The sequence below is a fragment of the Mesorhizobium sp. M7A.F.Ca.US.014.04.1.1 genome (assembly GCF_003998745.1).
Classification (GTDB): domain Bacteria; phylum Pseudomonadota; class Alphaproteobacteria; order Rhizobiales; family Rhizobiaceae; genus Mesorhizobium; species Mesorhizobium ciceri.
On sequence record NZ_RZRW01000502.1, the window covers coordinates 1 to 4,174 of the forward strand.

Genomic DNA, 4,174 nt, shown 5'->3' on the forward strand with positions numbered 1-4,174 from the left:
GGAGCGGAGGCGTGGACGTGAATAAGCGGCCCGCCCCCGCCAACACCTTTCGAAACTCATTTGCATGCAAATGTTTCCGGATCGTCTGATCCGGAAACCAAAACGCTGTTTTCGTGAAATTCGCCAGATACATGGCAGGCGCATTCAACCGGCATCGAACGGCAGGCAGGAAATATCTTTCAGCCGCCGCAACGCTCCAGGGGAGACAACGATGTCAATGCTCGAAAGCCTGAGCCGCTATGGCACCGCCATCAGACAAGCCCATGACCGCAGCAAGGCGCGGCGCCTGCTGAACAGCCTGCCGCCCGAAATCCAGAAGGACATCGGCTGGCCGGTGTCGCCGCGATCCAGTGAAAGGGCATCCCTCAGCAACGCTATCTGGAGCGCCGCGCGCTGATGACCTTCGCCGAGAAATGCAAATTGCTCGGCATGCGCCGGGAACCTCGCATGTCCCCGGCGACCACCAGCAACCGGCTGCGAGCCGCACTTTTACCGCGTCGCTGACCACTGCGGCGCGGATCAAACCGCCGTGTAGACGCGGGCGCAAATCTTGACATTTTCAGCCACGGCACAATCTTTCGATTTAGGGGGTTCTCTTAGTCGGCTTTGGCCGAAGTTCGTGTATCCGCATGCCAAGTTTGAAAAGCCATGTCGTGTCTTTTGTCTTGCGGCACAGCCGTAAGCAGGCATTTGCCAGTCCGGAAAATCTGCAGCGCTGGATCGCGGCCGCGCGCAAGACCGAGAACCACCGGCCGCCCGCCTCGCTACACCAGCGTCTCGATATCGAGATGCATACGGTCGGTGGCTTCCCCGTATACGAAATCCCACCCAAGTCCGGCGAACAGAAGCGGATTCTCTACTTGCACGGCGGCGCCTATGTCTTTGAAATCACGCCCTATCACTGGCACCTGATTGCCGACATGGCGGATCGGTTGGGCTACGCAATCACGGTGCCGATCTATCCAATTGCCCCCGAACATGATTTCCACGCCATGTTCGGGATGGTTGGCGATGTTTACCGGCAGATGCTCGCCGAGACGGAGGCCGAGGACATCGTCTTCATGGGCGATTCCGCCGGCGGCAACATGGCTGTGGTGCTGACCATGATGGCCGCCGAAGAAGGACTGTCCCTGCCGTCACGACATGTGCTCATTTCGCCGGGTCTCGACGTGTCGCTCACCAATCCCGCAGTGTTCGAGGCGGAACGCAACGACCCTTGGCTGGGCATAGCTGGCGGACGAGAGGCGATTCGTCTGTACAGTGCCGGCATCGATCCCAGCGACTGGCATATCAGCCCGGTCTATGGAGATCTGTCAGTGCTGCCAAGAACACTGCTTTTGACTGGCTCGCGCGATCTTTTGACGCCCGACAATCTGATCTTCGCGGAAAAAGCCCGCGCCGCCGGCGTTGAAATCGATCTTGTCTATGAGGAAGGCATGTTCCACGTCTGGCCGCTGATCGACATGCCGGAGGCCCGGCGCGCCCGCGAGCGCATCGTCGAATTTCTCGGGGAGAGCCGGATCGTGCAAGACACGAGACTAAGGCCTGAACAGCGCCCCGCCGAAGCGGCGGAGTAGCTCTATATTGTCGTCCTTACCAGCCGGTCAGAACTTGCCGGTTTCCCGGAACACTTCGAAGGTCGCGCGGATGTGGTCGGCGACGGCCTTGACCGGCGCGCTGGCGTCCGGCGCCACCACCATCGCCAGATTGTAGGTGCCGATGTCGGGCATGCCGTCCTTCGGGCAGAGTTCGACCATGTCGTTGCCGAGAAACGACTTCGGCAGCGGCGCCACGGCGAGATCGGACATGATCGCGGCGCGCTGGCCGGCCGTGTGCGCGCTCATATAGGCGATGCGGTAGTTGCGGCCCTCGCGGCCAAGCGCATCGAGCGCTCCGGCGCGCCAGGCGCAGCCCTCTTCCCAAAGCGACACCGGCAGCGGCTCGCGCAGATGCGCGCAGCCGCCCTTGGCGCCAGCCCAGACGATCGGCTCGGTCAGCAGCACCTCGGCGCCGAGCGCGCTGGTCTTGTAGGAATTGGTCAGCAGCGTGATGTCGAGCGCCCGGTCGTCCATGCGCCGGCGCAGATTGCTGCTCTGGTCGATGGTGACGTCGACGGCGATCGACGGATGCGACTGCGCGAAACGCTTCAGCACATGCGGCAGCACGCGCTCGCCGTAATCGTCCGGCGAACCAAGCCGCACGACACCGACAATCTCGGGAATGATGAACTTCGACACCACCTCGCGGTTGATCGACAGCAGCCGGCGGGCATAGCCGAGCAGCATCTCGCCGTCCGTGGTCAGCGACACCGAGCGGGCGTCGCGCGCGAACACGGAGCGGCCGAGAATGTCCTCCAGCTTCTTGATCTGCATGGAGACGGCCGAAGGCGTGCGAAAGACGGCATTGGCGGCGGTGGTGAAGCTGCCGGTCTCGGCAATCGCCACGAAAGTGCGCAAAACGTCGAGATCGAGCAGTGGCAGCGGATGATTGAGCGGGGCGTTCATGGCAACCGACCTTCAATTTTTCTGATACAAAACATCACTCCATTTCGTTTGATTGAACATCAGATTGGGAGGATAGTCAACTCCATCGAATGAGGCAGCTGCCACAAGCAGCCATGAAACGACCCCGACACAGACCTGCATTCGACACGAAATGAAGTTGAAACAAACCCGACGTAACCAACGCGCTGTCTGGCACCCGCCAGCCACCAAAGGAGAAAGAAATGTCTATCCTGTCGTCTCTTGGTCGCATCGCGACCGAATTCAGCGCGGCACGCGCCCGCTACCAGACCGAGCGCGCCATCCGTTCCTTGCCGATCGAACTGCAGAAGGATATCGGCTGGCCTGAGGCTTCCGACACCAAGACCGGTACTCGCAATGGCATCGGATCCTGGGCTGGAGCAAAGTAGATCGTGTGTACTATGTGCTGAAGGCCTGCCGCGCGAACCGCCCGGCAGGCCTTCTTTATTTTATTTGTATACAAATGAGTTTTGGAGCCATGTCGCCAACGCATGACGCATATGAGAAAGCCGCATAGCAGCTCCTGTTTTCACTTAATGTCTTGTAAATGATCGTAAATTTTGAGCACCTTGCCCAAATCTGTCGCAATCGATGTCGCATTTCATATCAAGCGGTTCGCTTTTGCGATTTAGTTTCTGCTTACACAAGCCTATATCAGCGCCAGCAAACGAGCTGCCCCACTCCATCAAGCGAAGGCGACCCGTCTGAGCAACCGAATGGAGATGATTATGAAGCTTTTTGCCCGCCTCTTTGCCCGCCGCGAAATGAACCTGACCACCGCTCTCGAGCGTCAGCGTCTCGCCAACACCATGCCCGGCCAGACTGGCGCCATGAATGCGGCGCGCCTCGGCTTCGTCGCCTGAAGATTTTCCAGGCAGCGCATCCCTGCCGCTGCTTTAAAACTGCAACGCCGCCTGCCTCCAGCCAGAGCGGCGTTTTTGTTCTGCGCACAGGCTGTACGCTGCCTGTCCCTTGAACAGTTCGTGCCACTTCCGGGCCCCGCTGCACGCCGATTGCCCATTTGCGACCCATGTCGCAAATTTAATCTTGTCGTAGCGGCGTAGCCGATTGACAGACATGGTTTTTCCTGATGTCGCTATGCTATTCGCGACATCCTGTTCGCGCCATGGCTGTGTGAGGTTCCCTTGAACGCCGTAAAGCATCCGATCAAGCGGTCGTTTGTATTCTTCCTTATTCCCGATTTCACCATGATCGCCTTTGCGACCGCGCTCGACCCGCTGCGCTCGGCCAATCGCATGCTCGGCTACGAGGCCTATCGATGGCGCCTCGCCAGCATCGACGGCAAGCCGGTGCGCGCCTCGAACGGAGTCGAGTGCGCGGTCAACACGTCGCTCGAGGATGAACGCAAGAAGATGGCAGGTCCCGATCGGCCGAACATGGCCATCGTCTGCAGCGGCATCAATGTCGAGCGCTACCAAAACAAGTCCGCCTTCGCCTGGCTGCGCGAGGAATACAATCGCGGCGTCGCCGTCGGCGGCCTGTGCACCGGCGCGCATATCCTCGCCGCCGCCGGCCTGTTGTCCATCAAGCGCTGCGCCATCCACTGGGAGAACCTGCCGGGCTTTTCCGAGGCGTTCCCGAAGGCCAATGTCTTTGCCGACCTCTTCGAGATCGACCAGAACATCTACACC

General features: G+C 59.9%; 6 protein-coding genes. 5 read left to right on the forward strand and 1 reads right to left on the reverse strand.

What is annotated here, in order from left to right; translation table 11 throughout:
* Positions 1 to 211: 211 nt before the first annotated feature.
* Both EOA22_RS26110 and EOA22_RS26115 read left to right on the forward strand, forming a co-directional pair.
* Positions 212 to 397, forward strand: a complete 186-nt coding sequence (locus tag EOA22_RS26110; protein WP_027160508.1) for a hypothetical protein — start codon at positions 212 to 214, stop codon at positions 395 to 397.
* A 232-nt stretch (positions 398 to 629) separates the two neighbouring features.
* Positions 630 to 1,577: an alpha/beta hydrolase gene (locus EOA22_RS26115; RefSeq protein ID WP_024501316.1), complete on the forward strand. Its 948-nt coding sequence runs from the start codon at positions 630 to 632 to the stop codon at positions 1,575 to 1,577.
* Between the two features lie 27 nt (positions 1,578 to 1,604).
* On the opposite strand, the gene EOA22_RS26120 is transcribed toward EOA22_RS26115, so the two are convergent.
* Entirely contained in the window at positions 1,605 to 2,504 is a 900-nt protein-coding gene (locus EOA22_RS26120) for a LysR substrate-binding domain-containing protein (RefSeq protein WP_013531163.1), read from the reverse strand.
* Between the two features lie 221 nt (positions 2,505 to 2,725).
* Here EOA22_RS26120 and EOA22_RS26125 point away from each other — a divergent pair, with 221 nt between their 5' ends.
* The 3 genes from EOA22_RS26125 to EOA22_RS26140 all read left to right on the forward strand — a co-directional run.
* Positions 2,726 to 2,911: a hypothetical protein gene (locus EOA22_RS26125; protein ID WP_013531162.1), complete on the forward strand. Its 186-nt coding sequence runs from the start codon at positions 2,726 to 2,728 to the stop codon at positions 2,909 to 2,911.
* Positions 2,912 to 3,250: 339 nt separating this feature from the next.
* Positions 3,251 to 3,385, forward strand: a complete 135-nt coding sequence (locus EOA22_RS39600) for a hypothetical protein (protein WP_013531161.1) — start codon at positions 3,251 to 3,253, stop codon at positions 3,383 to 3,385.
* 282 nt (positions 3,386 to 3,667) lie between these two features.
* A partial coding sequence (locus EOA22_RS26140) for an AraC family transcriptional regulator (protein ID WP_164755825.1) occupies positions 3,668 to 4,174 on the forward strand: 507 nt, incomplete at its 3' end.

Coding starts and splice junctions, on each gene's coding strand:
- EOA22_RS26110 (WP_027160508.1), top strand. CDS start 212: ATGTCAATGCTCGAAAGCCTGAGCCGCTATGGCACCGCCATCAGACAA.
- EOA22_RS26115 (WP_024501316.1), top strand. CDS start 630: ATGCCAAGTTTGAAAAGCCATGTCGTGTCTTTTGTCTTGCGGCACAGC.
- EOA22_RS26120 (WP_013531163.1), bottom strand. CDS start 2,504: ATGAACGCCCCGCTCAATCATCCGCTGCCACTGCTCGATCTCGACGTT.
- EOA22_RS26125 (WP_013531162.1), top strand. CDS start 2,726: ATGTCTATCCTGTCGTCTCTTGGTCGCATCGCGACCGAATTCAGCGCG.
- EOA22_RS39600 (WP_013531161.1), top strand. CDS start 3,251: ATGAAGCTTTTTGCCCGCCTCTTTGCCCGCCGCGAAATGAACCTGACC.